Source organism: Zestosphaera sp. (assembly GCA_038727705.1).
Classification (GTDB): Archaea; Thermoproteota; Thermoprotei_A; order Sulfolobales; family NBVN01; genus Zestomicrobium.
In genome coordinates this window covers 471767-488503 of the sequence record JAVYVJ010000002.1, presented here as the reverse complement: position 1 = coordinate 488503, position 16737 = coordinate 471767, and the positions used below count along the sequence as shown (strand labels likewise).

The window sequence follows — 16737 nt, the reverse complement described above, 5'->3', positions numbered from 1 at the left end:
GGCATGCTACTAGGTGTTTGTTGCCGGCGTCCTCTAGGGTTGGTTCTTCCTTCCGGCATTTGTCCGTGGTGTACGGGCATCTCGGGTGGAATCTACACCCTTTAGGCGGGTTGATTGGGCTCGGCGGCTCGCCAACCACCTCCACCCTCTTCCTGCCCCTCAACCTTGGATTCGGTAACGGTATTGAGGAGAGCAGCGTTGCCGTGTATGGATGTCTTGGGTGGTTGAAGATGTCGTGCGTCTCCGCATACTCAAGCACCTTACCTAGATACATCACCATTATCGCGTCGCTTACGTGTTTGGCGGTGAGTAGGTCATGCGTTATGAAGATGTACGCCAGTTCGTGCCTGCTCTGTAGCTCCAGAAGTAGGTTGAGGATCTGGGCCTGCACTGAGACGTCTAGCGATGAGGTGGGCTCGTCAAGCACTACTAGTTGCGGCCTAAGTATTATGGCGCGAGCGATGGCCACTCTCTGCTGCTGCCCTCCGGAGAGTTCGTGGGGGTACCTCGTCAGATGCTCCGCACTCAGGCCCACCTCCTCCAACGCCCTCACTACAGTGTTCAGGCGCTCCTCGCCGTCACCTGCCTTATGTATCTTCAGGGGCCTCTCAAGTATCTCCCTGACCCTCATTCTAGGGTTTAGGGACGAGTACGGGTCCTGGAAGACGATGCCTGTTAACTTCCTGAACTCCCTCAACATGTTTTTAGGGAGTTGCGTGACGTTGGTGTTGCCGAAGATCACCTCCCCGGAGGTGGGCTCCAGCAACCTAAGCACCGTCAAGCCTAACGTGGTTTTACCCGAGCCCGACTCGCCGACCACCCCTAACGTGACCCCCTTAGGTAAGGAGAAGCTCACGTCATCCACTGCGTGAACATACTGCGTCTTTGAAAGCAACCCTTTCCTGAACTTGAAGTACTTCCTTAACCCCCTGACTGTGAGCAGCTCCACACGCATCACCTAACCCGCCCGTAGTTGTGGCATGCTACTAGGTGTTTGTTGCCGGCGTCCTCTAGGGTTGGTTCTTCCTTCCGGCATTTGTCCGTGGTGTACGGGCATCTCGGGTGGAATCTACACCCTTTAGGCGGGTTGATTGGGCTCGGCGGCGTCCCGGGGATCTGATTCAACCTGGCCTTAGACTTCCTCCTAGACACTACGCACTCAATCAAACCTTTAGTGTAGGGATGGTGGGGCGCCTCAAAGACCTCGTTAACGTCAGCTACCTCGACCAGCCTTCCAGCATACATGACGCCCACCCTATCGCACACCTCAGCCACTATGCCGAAGTTGTGGGTTATCAGGAGTAGCGTAAGGCCGTACTCCGCCTTAAGCGCTTGAAGCAGCTTAAGTATCTGCGCCTGTATCGTGACGTCAAGGGCAGTCGTCGGCTCGTCGGCTATCAGCAGACTGGGGTTGCACGTGGTCATCATTGCTATCATGGACCTCTGCCTCATGCCGCCGCTGTATGTGTGGGGGTAGTCCCTGGACCTCACCTCAGGGTCGGGGATCCCGACCTTGGTGAGTTGCCTCACAGCCGCTTTAAACGCTTCACTCCAGGGGGTTTTAGAGTGGGTGACCGGGACTTCAGCCACCTGGTACCACACCCTGTAAACAGGGTTCAGGGAGGTCATCGGATTCTGGAAAACTACGGCTATGTCCCGACCTCTAATCTTCTGGAGCTCCTCATCACCTAACCCCAGCAGATCCACACCTCTAAACAGGACCTTACCGCTCAATATCCTGGCGTTCGGGGGGAGTAATCTTGGTATGGTCAGCGCCAACGTGCTCTTACCGCAGCCTGTCTCCCCGACTAGGCAGAAGGACTCGCCTTCAAACACTGTCAGGTCGACGCCCTTCACCGCGCTTACGCAACCCCTGCTGGTCTCGTAGCACACGTCCAGGTCCCGGATGTCCAGCATGGCGTTAGGCACCCTGATCACCCTAACCTCAACTTGGGGTCGAGGACGTCCCTCAACGCGTCGCCCAGGAGGTTGAAACTCAGCGCCGTAAGTGTGATGAAGAGCCCTGGAAATATGGAGTTCCACGGGGCTTTGAATATGTAGTCCTTGCCCTCGTTAAGCATAGCCCCCCAGTCAGGCGTCGGTGGTTGAGCGCCGAAGCCTAAGAAGCTGAGCGCCGTCGTGTAGAGTATGGCCGACGGTATGGTGAGGGTGGCCAGCACTATGACCGACATAAGGGTGTTCGGCAGGACATATCTGAACATTATACTCAAGTCAGTTTCGCCTATAGCTCTGGCGGCCGTTATGAACTCCCTGCCCACTATGGACTGCGTCTTAGCCCGAACCACCCGCGTGTAAGGGGCCCAGCTAACCACTGACACGGCCACGACCACGTTAGTCAGGCCGGGACCCAGTATCGCGACTATGGCCAACGCTAGTATTATAGGGGGGAAGGCCCACATCATATCCGCAACCGCGGATATGAGCTTATCCGTCGGCCCGCCGTAGTAACCGGCCATCAACCCCAGAGTGACCCCTATCCCCGCCTCAATCACCACCACCAAAAAACCGACCCACAACGCTATTCGCGCACCGTAAACCACTCTGCTAAAAACGTCCCTCCCAAGATGGTCCGTCCCGAACAGGTGGTTTAATGAAGGTGGCTGAAGTCTTGAGGATGGATCCACCTCGTCGTACCTCGTCGGCGCTATGAACTCCGCCGTCAATGCCATGAACACTATGATCGACAGCAAGACCAAGCCGGCGGTGCCTCTCCCATGCTTGAGGAAGAGCTTCAGGGTCTCGCTCCTGCGGATCGAGCTGAACCTACCTACTAGAGTCTTCATCAAGGAGCTCACACCCCCTCACCCCTCTCCACCCGTATCCGCGGGTCCAGCGCCGCCACCACTAAATCCCCAACCGTGTTGAAGACGACCGTAAGCACCGTTATAATCAGAACTACCCCCTGAACAACCGCGTAGTCCTGCCTTATTATGGATACGTACAGCAACCTCCCCATACCTGGTAGGGCGAACAGGGTTTCGATCACCACCGCACCCCCTATGAGCCAAGGTATGTCCAGGAAGAACATCACGACCACCGGCAGCACAGCGTTCCTGAGGGCATGCACCATCAAAACCCTCCTGCCGGGAAGTCCCTTCGCCCACGCCGTTCTCACGTAATCCTCGTTAAGGACTTCAATCATCTCAGCCCTCATAAGCCTCATCGCCGAGGCTGAGGAGGGCAACGCCAGCGACAACGCCGGGAGGATTAGGGACTGCACCCCCTCGTAGCCTGATATAGGTAGGACTCTGAGGTAGTAGCCGAAGGCAAGCATCAACATAAGCCCGAACCAGAAGCCAGGTATTGAATAGAGGGCGATGCTGGCGATTGATAAAACACCGTCTAGGATGCCGCCTCTTTTCAGCGCTGCAGCGATGCCTGCCGTCACCCCGATAGTGTAGGACAGGATGGTTGAGACCAGCATCAGTGATAAGGTGTACGGTAGCCTCTGACCTATCAAGTATGAGACGGACTCCTTAGTAACTATGGAGACCCCTAAATCCCCCCTAACCACGTGTGAGAGCCAGTAGAAGTACTGCACGTAGACTGGCTGGTCCAACCCCCACGCCCTGCGCAGTTCCTCAATCCTCTCGGGAGTCACCCTCTCGCCAGCGAGCAGTAATCTTATCGGATCTCCCGGCAGCGTGTACATTATGTAGAAAAGTATTATTGTAACGCCAAAAACGACAGGTATCCCTACTATTAGTTTCTTCGCAGCGTAGCTGAGCAGACCCATCGTGGCTACCTACTTCTGCTCTATCCGGACGTCGTTGATGAACATGGTGCCGTAGGGCGGTATGACATGCAGTCCCTTAACGTTCTTGCTGACGGCGGTGTATTCCTTAAGCACGAAGAGCGGTATGAGCGGGAGGTCCTTCAGTAGGATCTCCTGCGCTCTGGCGTACACCTCCGACCTCTTGCTCATGTCCGCAACCGATCGACCTAGCTCAAGCAGCCTGTCGACCTCGGGGTTCGAGTACGTGTAGTTTCCGTAGACGCTGTGAACTAAGTATATCAGTATGTCCGGATCCGCCCAGGAGAACCTCCTCAGAGCTAGTTCGAAGCTCCACTCGCGGGTCAGTTCCCTTATGTAGTCGTACGTGTACTCCTTAATCTCCACCTTAATACCTACTTTAGCCAGCTGTGCCTGTATCAGCGGCGCGGACTTCTTGAGCGCCGGGTCGTCTGTCGGCGAGAGTAGCGTGAGCTTCAGCGGGACGCCGCCCTTATCCACCACCCCATCACCGTCGGTGTCAACCCAGCCTGCCTCCTTAAGCAGGGCCTTCGCCCTCTCAACGTTGTTGGGGTATTTAGACTCAGCCAGCTCCTCCACGGACTTGTTGTAGCATATCTGCGACGGTGAGAGGAACGAATACCAGGGGACGACGTTGTTGTCGAGTATTGAGGCTATCTCACCCCTGTTCAACGCGATCATTATAGCTTCGCGGACCCTGACGTCGTTCAGCGGCTCCTTCTTAAGGTTGACCATTACGTAGTGGATGCCGGGTGACAGCGTCTCGTACAACTGTATGTTCGGGTTCTCCTTCAACCTCTTAACCTCATCTAGAGGAACCCCTCTAACGATGTCCACGTTCCCCGCCTCGAGCTCGGCAATTCTCGTCAGGTCTTCTGGGATGAACCTTACGATGACCTCATCCACGTAGGGGTTGGGGCCCTTATTACTCACGAACGGGATGTTAGTCCTGTAATACTCGTTCCTAACTAGGACTACGTGCGATCCCCTGACCCATTCCTTAACCCTGTAGGGACCGCTTCCGACAGGTTCTCTGTTAAACGTATCATCACCTACCTTCCCAGCAACCCCGGCGTTGACAGGTGCCCCGTAATTCGTCACCAGCACTGACCAGAGGTAGGGGGCTGGGCGGCTTAGAACGAGCTTCAGTGTTTTATTATCCACGACCACCATGTCGTCCACGAGCGCGAAGTCCTCGGCGTAGGGGGATATGCTCCTGTACCGCTCTATGGACTTCTTAACAGCTTCTGCGGTGAGGGGGTCCCCGTTCGAGAACTTGGCGTCCTCGGGTATGTGGAACGTGATGACCGTACCGTCGTTCGACACCTCCCAGCTTAAGGCTAGGTCAGGCACTATGTTCATCCCGGCGTCCAGCACGACCAACGGCTGGAATATCAGGTCGTGTACTTCGTTAGACCACGTGACCTGCTGAACATCCAGACCCATGGGTTCCTCGGGTATGGCTATGACTAAGGTCCTCTTGAGTTTGGGCGTCGTCGGTGATGTAGGCGTCGGCGATGCGGTGGGCGATGTGGTGGGTGTGGTAGGTCTCGCCGGGGGTGACACGGCTATGTAAGTTGCTACTAAAGCTATAGCCACGATTAAAACCAACATAGCTGTAACTGTTTTGGACACAGCCATCCGGTTGACCATAGTTTGTCACCGGTTCTACTGTGTGTGGAATGGGTTAATAAATATTATCATAATGGATTTTGTCAGGTCTGTTAATTGAATTCAGTTAAAAATTGCGTTCGCTGTATTTTTTACTTGCACTGAACTGTTGTAATTAAAGCTTTTTAACGCTTCCTGAAGAAATTCAGGGCGTGATCGGATGAGTGATTACGATTTGATCGTCAGGGGTGGTGTGGTGGTTGACGGGTCCGGTGCCCCGCCTTTCAGGAAGGACATCGGCGTGATCGGGGACACCATCGTCAAGATAGGTGATCTGTCAGGACGTGCTGCTGAGGAGGTTGTGGATGCTGAGGGCCTGGCGGTCGCCCCGGGATTCGTAGATATTCATAATCACAGTGACGGCGATCTATTCTTGCTGCCTACAGCCGACAACTACGTCACGCAGGGAGTCACTACGGTGGTGGTTGGGAACTGCGGTTATTCCTTAGCACCCCTGACCGAGAGGAACAGGGAGTTCATGGAACTCAGTGAGGCGGAGTTCGTCAGGGAGTTCGGCCGCATCCCGTGGCGTTCCTTCAGAGAGTATCTGGACTTACTTGACGGGCTTGAGAAGAGCTTGAACGTAGCTACGCTGGTGGGGCACGGAACTGTTAGGGGTGCAGTGCTAGGCACTGAGGACGTGAGGCCATCGGAAAAACAGCTCGGCGAGATGAGGGAGTTGGTTGAGGAGGCTCTGAGGGATGGGGCCTTCGGCATGTCTTCAGGACTCATCTACGTGCCGGGAGTGTTCTCCGAGATCTCAGAGCTCGCGGAGCTGGCTAAGGCTGTGGCTGCGTACGGCGGCGTCTACGCTACACACATGAGGAACGAGGGCGTCGGGCTTATGGATGCAGTCATTGAGGCCGTGGAGGTGGGTTTGAGGAGCGGCGTCAGTCTTGAGATCTCTCACGTGAAGGCGGCCGGCACGCCGGCTTGGGGTGGTGTTGAGAAGGTCTTAAGCATTATAGAGGAGTATGCTGGGAGGGGTTACGATATCAGCGCTGATGCCTACCCGTATGCAGCCAGCTCAACAGGGTTGGAGGCGTTGCTACCTTCGTGGGTTAGGGACGGAGGCCTGGGTAAGATGGTACAAAGACTAAGCAACCCCACCACTCTAGAAGTGTTGCAGAAGGAGCTGAACAGGTACGGCATCCCTGAAGAGGGGCACACTGACTGGGATAAGATAAGGATATCGTATTCAGGCAGTCATCCTGAGGTGTTGGGTAGGAGTATAGAGGAGGTCTCCAGGATGTGGGATGCGGACCCCGTTCAGACTATAGCTAAGCTGTTGGTGGGTGACGGGGGCTCCACTAGGGTGATCATTCACACGATGAGTGAGGACGACGTGTCCAGGGCGGTGGCCCACCCCCTCGTGGCAATAGGGAGTGACGGCGCTGTGCACAAGCCAGGCAACAGCATGCCGCACCCGAGGAGCTACGGCACCTTCCCAAGGGTCATCGCTAAGTATGTGAGGGAGACCAAGACCCTCAGTCTAGCGGAAGCCATCAGGAAGATGACCTCACTCCCTGCGAGGAAGCTGGGGCTGTGGGACAGGGGCTTAATCAGGCCAGGACTCAAAGCAGACCTAGTAATATTCAGCCACAACACGATAAAAGATAGGGCTACGTACGAGGATCCCTGCACGCACTCCTCAGGCGTCGAGTACTTGATAATCAACGGGGGGTTAGTGATTAGGGACGGGGAGCTAACGCGAGCGAGGCCTGGAAGGCTCTTAAGAAGGAGGGCTTGAGGGATGATGCCATCGTAGGCTGTTCAATAATCCGGCAAACCTAGAAGTTTCTTCAGGGTATACGCGGGCAGGAGGCTGGAGGGGTCCGGCAGTAGTTTATCGTAATTCAGCAGTCTGAGGTCCTTCAGCCCTGGCCTGGTTATTGACTTAACCAGCTTATAGTAACCCCCCAGCCTGCAAATCACGTCCAGCATCCTGTGCTGGGAGTTGATGAGTCTTAGGATCCCGCGGTACCTGAAGTTGAATACGTCGACGTTGAGACCATCGCTCCTTACTGAGTCGCCTAGGGCCCGCACCTCCTCGACCAACGGGTACAGCCCGCCCTTAGTTATTGGTTTGGTGAGCGATGCGGCGTCCCCCACCACCAAGTACTTCCTGCTGACGAGATTCTTGCAGGGCCTGTCGGCGGGGACGGTCCCTCCGAAAAACCTCTCAACAACTGCCTCGTACGAATGTCTGGCGATCTTGCGTATGAGATACCTGAGCATGTTGCCAGCCATTCTGGAGCTCGTCAGCAGGCCGACTATCGCCCGCCTGTCGTCAACGGGGATCACCCACCCAAAGCCTTCTGAACCAAAGATTGGGGAGACCATCACTTCAACGGTCTCGGGGGCCCTGCCTAACCTGACTAAGGCCTGAGGTCCTACCAACGATTTCCCCCCGACGCACAGTCCGGCCTCGCTGACCAGACTCCTCGCAGCGCCTTCGCTGATGATCAGCAGGTCGCCCCTCCGCCAGCCCTGCCTAGTCTTCACGGCGGCTTGCTCCGTGTTCAAGTCGGTAATGCGGGATCTGAGGACCAGCCTGCCGCCGCAACTCTCAACGACCTCGCTCAGCGAGGCCTCGAACTCAACTCTGTCCACCAAGTATACGGGCTCCCTGAACCTTAACGTCGAAGCGTCGTGGATGAGCCCGTCCTCGAGCGTCCTCACCCTGTATTCGTTGAATTTACTCAGAACGTGGGGTTTGGCGAGAGAGCCCAGCGTCCTGACGACATACTCACTGACAAGCCCGCTACAGTGTCTCGGAAGACCTACTCTATCGTGTTCTTCATGAACTTCAGTCCTGAAGCCCTTCCTGAGGAGGGCGTATGAGGACAGCAGTCCGCCGGGTCCGGCTCCAACCACCAGTACCTCGCTTAAGGCGACCTCACCCGAGGCTAGTGCTACCCCGCAGCAGGCAACACCGACATCACTACTTAACTATGAAGTGATGCCTCCTGCACCTGGCCTCATAACTCTCCTTACCACCCACCAATATCCTCGGACTGTCGTAGGGTGCAGGCCTGCCGTCGATTAGCCTCTGCGTCCTGCTCGCGGGTCTGCCGCACTTCCTTCCCGTCTCAGAATCTACGTACGTGCATACAGCGTAGAGTGTTTGGACCTCGTCCGCGTATGGCAGGAGCTCCTTAACGACCTCCCATGGCTCACCCCTGAAGTCCAGGTTGAGCGACGCCACGTAAACCAGCCTCTCGACACTTAACCTCAGGATGAAGTCCACTAACCCCCTACTATATTCGAAGAACTGGAACTCATCGAAACCCACCACGTCGTTGTGGTGGAGAACCTCGGAAATCCCCATCAAACCGCTTAGGGAGGGCTCCACCGCCAGGGCCTCCATTCTTATGCCGTCGTGGCTGACTACCTCCCTATCTGAGTACCTTCTGTCAATGCTGGGCTTGACTAGCAACGCCCTATACCCGGCTATCCTGTACTTATTTAGGATCCTGAGGAGCTCGGTAGTCTTGCCTGCAAACATAGGGCCTGTTATCACGTAGAGACCGCACGACATTAAATCACTACCCAATACTCTAAGTCTTGCTGTAAATTAAGCATTGACTAGCCGCGCCCCCTACACCCGTCTTCAGACCTAACCCCTCTATCGATTTCCTCACATGTTCAAGCCCCCCGCTAGCGACCTTCAGTCCGGCAGGCATCATGCACTCCAGACCCGGCCTATCACACTCCCCCGACGCCCACCGCTTCACCCTTCGGCTTCACGGGCCTCAGGGTCCTGTTTCATTGGGGCACGTGTCATCGACCCCACCTACTCAGGACGACCCAGGCCCGCAGCTGAGTCTTCCCCCACGGGTTCAACGTTGTGGGGAAGTCCTCCTGAACCTGTCTTAAGTTTAAGCGGTGCTTGCTGCATGCGGACGCCTGGGTAGGGGGCTGAGGGAGTTGGTCAGAGGCGCCACAAGATGAGGGGCGTGTCGATCGATACGAACCTCATTGAATGTTGAGCTCTTGGAAAAGCTTAAAAACTTAGTTGAATTTATTGGATAGGGTATCCAATATGGAAGTGCCTAAGGCTTACGTTGCGCTTCTTGCGGTGGCCGTGTTGCTCAGCGTTATATCCGTTGCGTACAGTTACTCTTTGATGAGTGAAGTTAGGGGGCTTCTCTCACGCCAAGCCGACGTGTTAAGCAGTGTGCAGGCGGATGTTTCAGAGCTTCGGAGTGGTGTTAGTCTGCTTAGCGCTGAGTTTAAGACCCTGAGGGATCTTGTTGGGGGGTTGAGTGTCAAGTATGAGGAGTTGAGCGGGAGGTTGAAAGGGGTCAAATACCCGTTCATGGTCACCGATAGTGTCGGAAGGACAGTCGTCATTAAGTACGAGCCGGTGAGGCTGATTTCCGTAGGTCCTGCGTTGACTGAGGTGCTTTTCGCTCTCGGCGTCGGCAACAGGGTTGTCGGTGTTGACAGGTTTTCAAATTACCCCCCGGTGCTCAGTGATTTAATCGGCAACGGGTCCGTCAAGGTGGTGGGCGATGCCTTCAGTCTGAACGTGGAGTTGGTGGCTAGCTTAAGGCCTGACGTGATCTTCATAGCGTACTCCACGCAGCTCGAGAAGTACATTAAAACCCTTTCGGACTTAGGCTTCACCGTCTATGTGGTCCGAGTCGATGATGTAAGCGACGTCTACAATGCCGTACTGGCTCTTGGGTTTGTGGTGAACAGGGTTGACGAGGCCCTGAAGCTCGTCGACAGCTCGATGAGCGAGATGGTCGCCACGTACATGGCCGTGTGCGAGTACCTGAATAGGACAGGTGCGGGCAGGTTAAGCGTGTATTGGGAGGTGTTCCCCGACTACTGGACTTTAGGCGGCAACGCCTTCCAGAGCAGTATTGTGGAGTATGCTGGCGGGGTTAATGTCTTCGCCAACACGTCGATGACATGGTTTACGGCTAGCCCTGAGTCTGTGATTAGCTTGAACCCCTCGGTCATCATTATAAGCTACAACTACGGGGCTTTCGGAAGCTATCAAGACTTAGTGTCGAGAATTGCTTCGAGACCTGGCTGGGAAAGCGTGAGGGCCGTCAGGGATGGGAGGGTCTACGTTGTCGGGGGGGTTGCGGAGGACGTTTTATCGCGTCCAGGCCCTAGGTTGGCTTTAGCTGTCAAGATCTTGGCCAGGATCCTATACCCCGGGGCCTTCAACATAACTCAAGTCCCCGTATTCGTCGGTGATGACGTCATAGCTGGGTGGGGGCTCCTTAAGGATGGCCTAACTGGTAGCTGATGTGAGCTGGCATGAACACGGTAGAGCTTTTCGTCATGGGGCGGCGGAGGAGGTTCTTCTACGCCCTTACCTCCGTGCTGTTGGCGTTGCTCTCTGCTTTCCTCACACACCTGAGCCTCGGCTACAGGGTTCAGAACCCCCTCGAGGTGCTGGCTTGCGGGCTCACGCAACTGGTGACGCACAACCTAGGTATTGAGGGATACAGGTTGCTCAGGGCCTTGACAGCCGTGGTTGCGGGGGCATCGCTGGCCCTCTCAGGACACTTAATGCAGGTGGCCACCAAGAACCCTCTCGCAGACCCCTACATCCTCGGCGTTTCTTCAGGCGCGCTCTTTGCGGTGGTCATTTCGTTTATGCTCACCCAGCACGCCGCCCACCCGCTAATGATGGCCTTTAGAACCCTTGCAGCATTTTCAGGGGGTATGCTGGCTTACACGATGACCACATTCATAGCTTCTAAGGCCGGTATGAGCCCGACCTCAGTTCTCCTGGCGGGGGTTGCGGTGGGGACTTTCTTCTACTCGGCGTCCCTCCTACCTCAGTACTTGGTGTTTCAAGACATACATAAGCTTATTGCGTGGAGTATGGGATCCCTCGTGAGTCCGTCCGCAGAGGTTTTAGTGTACCTGATTGCTGCGTTGACCGCCGTACTGGTCTACACGTACTTCACTCGATCATCGCTGGACAACCTTCAAATAAGCGACGATTTCGTTAGGCAGTCGGGGCGTGACCCTGCAAGCTTACGTAGAGCCCTGACGCTCTTAGCCTCCTTACTCACGTCAGTGACTGTCGCGTGGTTCGGTGTTATAGGGTTCATAGGGCTGGCAGCACCCCACATAACTAGACGGTTTCTCAGGACTAGTGAGGTGGCTTACGCGATTCCAGTCTCCCTCACCCTGGGTGCTCTGACCTTAGTCACGTCGGACTTAATCGGCAAGACCCTTGCGGCGCCGGTCGAGATACCGGTCAATGTCGTGGCGTCCATGATCGGAGCCCCCATCCTAGCGCTAGCCATAATTGAGTTGAGGAGGTATGGAACTGGAGGTTCGTGACCTGAGCGTCCTTATCGGAGGCCTTCAGATCCTTCGCAACCTTAATCTCGCAATAAGCAGCGGCGTGACCGCCGTCATAGGCCCTAACGGAGCGGGCAAGACAACCCTCCTTAAAGCAATCTCAGGGCTGATCAGCTTCCAGGGGGTCGTTAAGCTCTTCGGCAGGGACATTGCTTCACTGAGTCGGGCTGAAGTAGCTCGGCTAGTCACTTACGTACCCCCCGTCATTGACGCGTTGCCGGACGTCACGGTAGGGGACTTAATCCTAAGCGACTACATGGTTGACAGGGGATTACTCAATCACTACGTAAGCCTCCTCAAGTTAGGCCCGCTCCTGGCTAGGAGGGTGGGTCTAGTCAGCAGTGGTGAGTTAAGCAGGGCCCTACTTGCCAGGGGCCTCTCAAGGGACTCGAGAGCGATAGCCCTGGACGAGCCGCTTTCACACATAGACATTAGATTCCAGCTCACATTGCTAGAGCATTTAAAGGTGCTGGGTAGGGAGGGCAGAGTTGTCCTGATAGCGTCTAACCAGCTGAGCCCCCTCCTAAACCACGTTGACCATGTTCTGGTCCTCAACAATGGTGAGGCGGTCTTCACAGGCTCCACCGCCGACCTCCTCAAGACTAAGATCCTGGATGACGTATACGGCGTTGAGTTCGAGGTAATCACGGGAAACGGGTTCGTGGATTTGCTGCCTAAAAAACCTCTTCAGTAGCTTGAGCCCCTACGGGTTGCCGCGGCCCTAGGGGCCCGAGGCCCCCGGCAAACACCCAGAACACTAAAAACGCAAAAACAAGCCTGCGTGCCTGGCGATTAGTGTGCGGGATTAGCAGCCCCTCACTGCCTGATGAACTTGGATCTGCCCTGCAATGCCTTCCTGACCAACCCCTTAACGAGGTCCTTATTAACTGGTGCTGGGTTGACATTTATGTTCCTCTTGTAGTCCAGTGCGTCCGTAGCTATTAGCTCTAGCTCCTCCTCCTTAAACCCTACATCAGCTATGCTGTCCGGTATTTCGACCTCGTCCATTAGCGTGGAGAGCTTCCCGATGAGATCCTCGATGGACGAAACCCCGACAACCCGTAACAACATGCTTACCTTATCCTCATCCACGTACCTGAGATTGTGTTCTAGAACGTAGGGCATCACCAGCGCGTTAGCCAGTCCATGCTGGACGTTGTGATGTGTTGTGAGGTAATACCCTATGGCGTGAATTAAGGTGGTGCCGGCCGCGTTAATGGCGATGCCCCCCAGCGTGGCTGCTACGTGAAGCTTCTCTTTAGCGTTCTCATCGCCCTCGTACCCCCTCAGCAGGTTCTTGAGTATGTAGTCTATCGACTCCAGCGCCACGCCGTCGGATATTGGTGTCGATGCCTTAGATATGTAGGCCTCTAGGGCGTGTGATAGTGCGTCCAGCGAGGTCCACGCCAGCAATCTCCTAGGCAGGTTCCTAAGCACCTGAGGGTCCACCACAGCCACTCTAGGTAGTACTGAAGGGCCGGACATCACTACCTTCCTCCTAAAGCTCAAGTCCGTCAGAACCGCATATCTCGTAACCTCCGCCCCAGTGCCGCACGTGGTTGGTATCGCTATCACCGGCATGGTGGGTGCCTCAACAACCTTCGGGAACAGGTAGTCCCTAGCATCACCTCCTAAGGACGTGAGGACGGATATAGCTTTGCCTGCGTCTATGGCGCTGCCGCCGCCGAACGATATGATAACGTCTACACCCTCCCTCCTGGAGATCCCCGCGCCCTTCTCACATGTCTCGATGCTGGGGTTCTCCTCGACCTCGTTGAACACTATGTACTCAACGCCCGCGCAATTCAGAGCGCCTCCAATTATGTTGGAATAGCCCGTGACGTCAAGCAGGTTGCCGGTAGTCACGACCAACGCTTTAGAACCGCCTAACTTTCTGACCTCATCCCCCAACCTCTCGATAGTGCCTCTCCCAAACACTATCTTGGTGGGGAGGTAGTGTGTGAACTCCACCTGAGATCACCAAGATAGTTTATCACGGACTCCAAATATATTTGGAGCGGCGGGCTTCCTAAAGCAGCCTACGCGCTGTCGTGAGCGCTATCAACCAGGCGATGGGTGCTAAAGGCTGTATGAAGAGTGAGACCAGTACCAGAACTCCAGCCACGGTGAAGCCGGTCCTGCCTGTCAGGTCGCCGAGCCTTACGAAGGCCAGCAGGAAGCCTACGTAGCTAATCAGGTAGGTGACTATGCCCCCTAGGGGGAGGGCCGATATCACGACGCCTAGATATGGGTAGGATCCAGCCCCATAGAGTATGGGTAGCAGCACCATAGGGACGGCGAAAAACACTACCGTGAGGATGAGTCCTGCGGAGATCAGGCCAGCGGCCGTGGAGAGCCCTCCAGCACTGACCCCTAAGTCTCTGAGGGCCGGCACGAACTCAGCGAAGGTTGCGTAGAGGCTCACGAGAAACCCGGCAGCCATGCAGAGCATGGCCGCCTGCACCTGCGGGTTGAGGGTCAGGTAGAGTGCAGTCCGCTGGATTTCCTCGAGCATGTCCTGTGATGTGAGTATGTTGGCCAGGCGGGTCAGGAGGTAGGCGAGGATCCACAGTATGGAGGCGCTCGTTATTATGCTTGAGAGCAGCATGTACTTGGAGGCTCTGACAAGCCCTGCAGTCGCTTCCCGCTCGAGGTTGACCACACTCAAACCAACGCCCCTCAAGTAAGGATCGCTACGGGGGCTAAAGAACTCACTCAACAATCCTCCTCAAATACCTGATGGACATCCCTAGAGTTGCTGCAGTGAAGGCTGTGAGAACTAGGAGCTCCTGCGTCAGCTCGTATGAGTTACCCACCAGCAACTTCCGCAACGCCGAGACCGTGTATGTGAGCGGGTTGACCAGGGAGACGTATTTGATGGGATCAGGCATTATCTCTATCGGGTAGAGGGCGTTGCTGGCGAAGAATAAAGGCATCGTTATGGCGCCTATTATGCCCATGAACCTCTCACGGGTCTTGAGCAGGGATGCTATTAGTATGGAGACCCCTGTAAATCCCATGCAGGCTAAGACCAGTATTAAATACCCTGCGATGAGGTTTATCGGGTTGCCGACGACCTTAGCGCCGACCAGCACGGCCGACACCAGCACTATAACGTATTGTGTTGAGGCCCTGATCCCTCCCGCTAAGGCCCTGCCGACCACTACGTAGCTTCTTGGCAGCGGTGAGGCAAGGAGCTTCTTAAGCACGCCCGACTCCCTCTCAAACACCAGCGCTATGCCGTACGCTAGAGCTATGAAGGTTGAGGACTGCAGGATCACGCCCGGCGTTATGAACGTCACGTAGTCGCTAACGCTTGGGAAGGCCCTCACCCTAGCCATGACCGCGCCGAAGACCCCTACCCAGAGTATTGGCTGTATGGCCCGCGTAACTATCTCGAATGGATCGTGCCTGAGCCTCCTCAGCTCCATCTCGGCCATGGCTAAGAGCGTGTTGAGCCTAGTTAACGCGCTCATCACCCGCCCCTCCTGATCATCCTCCTCATGCCCACCACCTCTTTAATCCTGCCGAACTCGTCGGAGATCCTCCTGCCCGTCAGCTTTATGAAGACTTCATCAAGCGTCGCCTCATGAATCTTCACCTCAGTAACCTTGAACCCGCCCCTGTACAGCCTCTCAAGTATGAGGGGCAACGCCATGGCGGTGTTGCTGGTGAGGAGTTCCGCGTGATCGTCGCTTGAGGCGGTGACCGTTACTCCGGGAAGCCCCGAGAGGGCGTCTGCAAGCTTCCCCGCCGGACCTCTGAAGGTTATGCTTACCTTATCACCCTCAACCAGGTTCTTTAACTCGCTCGGCGATCCGTGGGCTACTACCCTCCCCTGATTAAGTAGCGTTATGTAGTCCGCGTACTTATCGGCCTCATCCATGTAGTGCGTGGCGAAGAAGATTGTGACGCCGTTCTCCCTCTTAAACCCACTTATCCTGTCCCAGACCAGACTACGAGCCCCTGGGTCCAGACCTATGGTGGGCTCGTCCAGGACCAGTAACTTAGGCCTAATCATTAGGGCTATGGCGATCTCAAGCCTCCTGACCATCCCCCCGGAGTAGGTTCTCACAAGCCTGTTGGCCGCCTCCCTCAAGTCCATGAAGTCCAGCAACTCCTCGATCTTCCTGCCCCGAACTTCCTTAGGTATCGCGTAGATCTTCGCATAAAGCAGCATGTTCTCATAGCCGCTCAAATCACTCCAGAGGGACATCTCCTGAGGCACGTAACCTATCATCTCCCTAACCTTCTGTGAGTCCCTCACTACGTCGTGCCCGAAGACTGTGACGGACCCCTCGTTCGGCCTCAACTGCGTCGTCACTACCCTTATTAGGGTCGTCTTACCCGCCCCGTTAGGGCCTAGTAGAGCGTGTACGGACCCTTCTTCGACGTCCAAGCTAACCCCGTTCAGGGCTCTGAAGCCCTGGCCGTACACCTTAACCAGGCCCCTGACCTCCACAGCCCTCAACCATCCCGCCCGAGGATATATTTCTGAGGAACTCATTTTAAACGCCGTTGACCACCGGTCGATCACTCGATGCTTGTTAAGGTTATTATGTTGATCAACGTAAGTGTTTTATGGGGTGTGTAGAATGAGTAGGGAGGAAAGCCACGACGCGGAGGAATTGCGGGAGGTCCTGAAGGCCGTCTCCGAATTCCTTAAGGACATAAAAGAACCCTTGGGCGAGCTACTTAAGACCATGATAGAAAGCGTGAGTGGTGAGAAACTGGCTAGGGAGGTGAGCACCTTCTACAAGTCGTTGGTGGAGAACGGTCTGGATCCGCAGACGGCTAAGGAGTGGACTGAGAAGTTCCTTGACGAGAGGCTTAAATCGTTGCCGAGTTTATCCTTCCTGAAGGACCTGATGAGTGAGAGGTCCAGGACCGTTGCTAGGAGGAAGGGGGAAGAGTACATAGTAGAGAAGGAGGAAGAGGAGTAGGCTCAA

General features: G+C 55.5%; 17 protein-coding genes. 5 read left to right on the top strand and 12 right to left on the bottom strand.

Going from position 1 to position 16737, the window contains the following annotated elements:
- The 5 genes from QW772_06740 to QW772_06720 all read right to left on the bottom strand — a co-directional run.
- On the bottom strand, nt 1-955 hold a 955-nt coding region (locus QW772_06740; protein ID MEM0038603.1), incomplete at its 3' end, for an ATP-binding cassette domain-containing protein.
- Entirely contained in the window at nt 955-1929 is a 975-nt protein-coding gene (locus QW772_06735) for an ABC transporter ATP-binding protein (GenBank protein ID MEM0038602.1), read from the bottom strand. The genes QW772_06740 and QW772_06735, both read right to left, overlap by 1 nt.
- Nucleotides 1930-1934: 5 nt before the next feature.
- On the bottom strand, nt 1935-2816 hold the full coding sequence (locus tag QW772_06730; GenBank protein ID MEM0038601.1) for an ABC transporter permease: 882 nt from the start codon (nt 2814-2816) through the stop codon (nt 1935-1937).
- Nucleotides 2813-3757: an ABC transporter permease gene (locus QW772_06725; GenBank protein MEM0038600.1), complete on the bottom strand. Its 945-nt coding sequence runs from the start codon at nt 3755-3757 to the stop codon at nt 2813-2815. The genes QW772_06730 and QW772_06725 overlap by 4 nt, the downstream gene beginning before the upstream one ends.
- Nucleotides 3758-3766: 9 nt before the next feature.
- Complete coding sequence (locus tag QW772_06720) at nt 3767-5416, bottom strand: ABC transporter substrate-binding protein (protein MEM0038599.1); 1650 nt, start codon at nt 5414-5416, stop codon at nt 3767-3769.
- Between the two features lie 190 nt (nt 5417-5606).
- On the opposite strand from QW772_06720, the gene QW772_06715 reads away from it, so the two are divergent.
- Entirely contained in the window at nt 5607-7196 is a 1590-nt protein-coding gene (locus QW772_06715; GenBank protein ID MEM0038598.1) for a D-aminoacylase, read from the top strand.
- Nucleotides 7197-7219: 23 nt separating this feature from the next.
- Here the strand turns inward: QW772_06715 and QW772_06710 are convergent, their stop codons facing one another.
- The 3 genes from QW772_06710 to QW772_06700 form a co-directional block, all read right to left on the bottom strand.
- Complete coding sequence (locus QW772_06710; protein MEM0038597.1) at nt 7220-8323, bottom strand: NAD(P)/FAD-dependent oxidoreductase; 1104 nt, start codon at nt 8321-8323, stop codon at nt 7220-7222.
- 67 nt (nt 8324-8390) lie between these two features.
- Nucleotides 8391-8987, bottom strand: coding sequence for a thymidine kinase (locus QW772_06705; protein MEM0038596.1), 597 nt, complete (start codon nt 8985-8987; stop codon nt 8391-8393).
- Between the two features lie 19 nt (nt 8988-9006).
- Nucleotides 9007-9183, bottom strand: coding sequence for a hypothetical protein (locus QW772_06700; protein ID MEM0038595.1), 177 nt, complete (start codon nt 9181-9183; stop codon nt 9007-9009).
- A 308-nt stretch (nt 9184-9491) separates the two neighbouring features.
- On the opposite strand from QW772_06700, the gene QW772_06695 reads away from it, so the two are divergent.
- The 3 genes from QW772_06695 to QW772_06685 are packed head-to-tail and all read left to right on the top strand — an operon-like array spanning nt 9492 to nt 12482.
- A complete protein-coding gene (locus QW772_06695) occupies nt 9492-10715 on the top strand; it encodes an ABC transporter substrate-binding protein (GenBank protein MEM0038594.1) in 1224 nt (407 codons plus the stop codon).
- Nucleotides 10716-10726: 11 nt separating this feature from the next.
- Nucleotides 10727-11767, top strand: a complete 1041-nt coding sequence (locus QW772_06690) for an iron ABC transporter permease (GenBank protein ID MEM0038593.1) — start codon at nt 10727-10729, stop codon at nt 11765-11767.
- Entirely contained in the window at nt 11748-12482 is a 735-nt protein-coding gene (locus tag QW772_06685; GenBank protein MEM0038592.1) for an ABC transporter ATP-binding protein, read from the top strand. The genes QW772_06690 and QW772_06685 overlap by 20 nt, the downstream gene beginning before the upstream one ends.
- A 122-nt stretch (nt 12483-12604) precedes the next feature.
- Here QW772_06685 and QW772_06680 read toward each other — a convergent pair whose 3' ends face one another.
- Genes QW772_06680 through QW772_06665 form a run of 4 tightly spaced genes read right to left on the bottom strand, consistent with a single transcriptional unit; the run spans nt 12605 to nt 16295 of the window.
- Nucleotides 12605-13759, bottom strand: coding sequence for an iron-containing alcohol dehydrogenase (locus QW772_06680; protein ID MEM0038591.1), 1155 nt, complete (start codon nt 13757-13759; stop codon nt 12605-12607).
- A 58-nt stretch (nt 13760-13817) separates the two neighbouring features.
- Nucleotides 13818-14507: a hypothetical protein gene (locus QW772_06675; protein MEM0038590.1), complete on the bottom strand. Its 690-nt coding sequence runs from the start codon at nt 14505-14507 to the stop codon at nt 13818-13820.
- A complete protein-coding gene (locus tag QW772_06670) occupies nt 14500-15264 on the bottom strand; it encodes an ABC transporter permease (GenBank protein MEM0038589.1) in 765 nt (254 codons plus the stop codon). The genes QW772_06675 and QW772_06670 overlap by 8 nt, the downstream gene beginning before the upstream one ends.
- The gene (locus QW772_06665; GenBank protein MEM0038588.1) at nt 15264-16295 is read right to left on the bottom strand and encodes an ABC transporter ATP-binding protein; all 1032 of its coding nucleotides are present in this window, start codon (nt 16293-16295) and stop codon (nt 15264-15266) included. Before QW772_06665 ends, QW772_06670 begins: the two co-directional genes overlap by 1 nt.
- An 88-nt stretch (nt 16296-16383) precedes the next feature.
- Between QW772_06665 and QW772_06660 the strand changes: the two genes are divergently transcribed.
- Nucleotides 16384-16731 (top strand): hypothetical protein, encoded by a 348-nt coding sequence (locus QW772_06660; GenBank protein ID MEM0038587.1) that lies wholly within the window; start codon nt 16384-16386, stop codon nt 16729-16731.
- Nucleotides 16732-16737: the final 6 nt, after the last annotated feature.

Excerpts from the sequence above, each read along its gene's own strand:
- QW772_06725 (MEM0038600.1), bottom strand. The coding sequence starts at position 3,757 with ATGGGTCTGCTCAGCTACGCTGCGAAGAAACTAATAGTAGGGATACCT.
- QW772_06720 (MEM0038599.1), bottom strand. The coding sequence starts at position 5,416 with ATGGCTGTGTCCAAAACAGTTACAGCTATGTTGGTTTTAATCGTGGCT.
- QW772_06715 (MEM0038598.1), top strand. The coding sequence starts at position 5,607 with ATGAGTGATTACGATTTGATCGTCAGGGGTGGTGTGGTGGTTGACGGG.
- QW772_06705 (MEM0038596.1), bottom strand. The coding sequence starts at position 8,987 with ATGTCGTGCGGTCTCTACGTGATAACAGGCCCTATGTTTGCAGGCAAG.
- QW772_06695 (MEM0038594.1), top strand. The coding sequence starts at position 9,492 with ATGGAAGTGCCTAAGGCTTACGTTGCGCTTCTTGCGGTGGCCGTGTTG.
- QW772_06690 (MEM0038593.1), top strand. The coding sequence starts at position 10,727 with ATGAACACGGTAGAGCTTTTCGTCATGGGGCGGCGGAGGAGGTTCTTC.
- QW772_06685 (MEM0038592.1), top strand. The coding sequence starts at position 11,748 with ATGGAACTGGAGGTTCGTGACCTGAGCGTCCTTATCGGAGGCCTTCAG.
- QW772_06670 (MEM0038589.1), bottom strand. The coding sequence starts at position 15,264 with ATGAGCGCGTTAACTAGGCTCAACACGCTCTTAGCCATGGCCGAGATG.
- QW772_06665 (MEM0038588.1), bottom strand. The coding sequence starts at position 16,295 with ATGAGTTCCTCAGAAATATATCCTCGGGCGGGATGGTTGAGGGCTGTG.
- QW772_06660 (MEM0038587.1), top strand. The coding sequence starts at position 16,384 with ATGAGTAGGGAGGAAAGCCACGACGCGGAGGAATTGCGGGAGGTCCTG.